The following is a 1,385-nucleotide window of genomic DNA, read 5'->3' as shown; positions in this document are numbered from 1 at the left end:
TCCGAATAGTCAATGCCCGCGCGTTTCAGGTGGACTTTCATTTGTTTCTCAATGGCTGTTTTATCAGCCTTTGAACGTATGTACCGGATCAGGTTTGCACCAAGCACCGGGTCTTCTTTCAACTCTCCCTGATTCAGCTCCAGCACGGTTGCCGCATTCTGAATCAGCGTGTCACCGACCACGAATCCGGTCAGCCCGTCTTTTCCCGTATGGGGAACAATCCGGATGTCACCGTCCTTGTCAAGTAATAGTCCCTTCATTGTTTCACCTTTTCGTTTTCAATATCCCCGACCTGTGTCTCTTTCAGTGATTCTGATGTGTAGGAGGACAATGCCGTTTTCAAAGCCGATCCCCCGTCGTTCGGTACGGGCGTCCAGCCGGACAATCTCTGTTTCAGTGAATTGATGTCCTTTTCAATCAGGTTCAGCCGTTCCGTCAGCTCCCCGACTTTTACCAGTCCGCCCAACGTCCCGCCATTCAGCACTATTTCGTCCACTTCATTTGCGGAAATCAGGAAGGCGTCAGTCTCCTGTCCCTCGACGATTCCGACCAGACAAGTCGTTCCCGGTTTCGGATAGATGCATAATGCCCCCATTCCCAACTGGACGTCATAATATTCAAGCCGGTCAATGACTCCGGTCACGTCCATTGACTTGTTTTCTTTATCAACCTTGTCTACCGTTACCCAGCGCAGTTGCGCCTGTCTAGCCCCTTCACGCCATTTTTCAAACGCATCACGTAACTGTTCGTCCGTTGTCATTCCGCGCGTCCTCCCAACTCCAATTTTTGCCTGTATGTAGCATCGTCACTGAAATCCTTTGTCACTTTCTCAACGTAATAGTATCCGTTCATTTCCGGTGTCACCTCACTTTTCAGATCAACCGTCATACCATGATGTACGACAGGTATTCCGAACAGTTCGACACCCCCGCGATACTTCTGCTTTTTTAGGCTTTCGTAGAAATCTTTGGCGAACTTCTTCAGGTCTTCGACCTTGATGGACTTTCCCTTCTCATTGTAAGTAAGGTTATAAACCTCGCTTCCTTCCGTTCCGGCTTTTGCTTCCAGTTTCTTGCCGCCAGCCCCGATGCTGACTACCTTGACCTGAAATTCACCGTTGGTTTCGTTCAAGTCCTGGCTGACAGCGTTTCTTTCCAGTACGATTTTTACCTTTTCGGTATCGACCTTTTCGGAATACACATTTCCGCAATACAGGGTTTTGCCGATGAAATAGCAGTGAAGGTTGGTTTTCTTCCGTATGTCGTTCAGAATTTCCGCGACTGTCTTGGACGAATACCGCACTGCACCCAGTTCCGCGTCATAGTTGGTTTTTACCTCATAGCCTTTGGCGACGTCTGCAAGCAGTTTCTTCAGTGTGACATTCT

At 48.8% G+C, this 1,385-nt stretch carries 2 protein-coding genes and 1 pseudogene; all 3 read right to left on the bottom strand.

Annotation, left to right across the window (positions count from 1 at the left end; all coding sequences use genetic code 11):
- The coding region (locus HMPREF2794_RS03145; RefSeq protein ID WP_070750887.1) for a hypothetical protein at positions 1–260 on the bottom strand (260 nt) is incomplete at its 3' end.
- Positions 257–760 carry a hypothetical protein gene (locus tag HMPREF2794_RS03140; protein ID WP_007765977.1) on the bottom strand — a complete coding sequence of 168 codons (504 nt, stop codon included), beginning with the start codon at positions 758–760 and terminating at the stop codon, positions 257–259. The genes HMPREF2794_RS03140 and HMPREF2794_RS03145, both read right to left, overlap by 4 nt.
- A pseudogene (locus tag HMPREF2794_RS03135) lies at positions 757–1,385 on the bottom strand (hypothetical protein); the annotation flags it as partial. The gene HMPREF2794_RS03140 and the pseudogene HMPREF2794_RS03135, both read right to left, overlap by 4 nt.

This window comes from Bacteroides sp. HMSC067B03 (assembly GCF_001811315.1).
In the GTDB taxonomy this organism is placed as follows: Bacteria; Bacteroidota; Bacteroidia; order Bacteroidales; family Bacteroidaceae; genus Bacteroides; species Bacteroides faecis.
The sequence above is the reverse complement of the archived record's forward strand: the minus strand, read 5'-3'. Positions and strand labels throughout refer to the sequence as shown.

What these genes read in the sequence shown, in the direction of transcription:
- HMPREF2794_RS03140 (WP_007765977.1), bottom strand. Translation starts at nt 760, where the DNA reads ATGACAACGGACGAACAGTTACGTGATGCGTTTGAAAAATGGCGTGAA.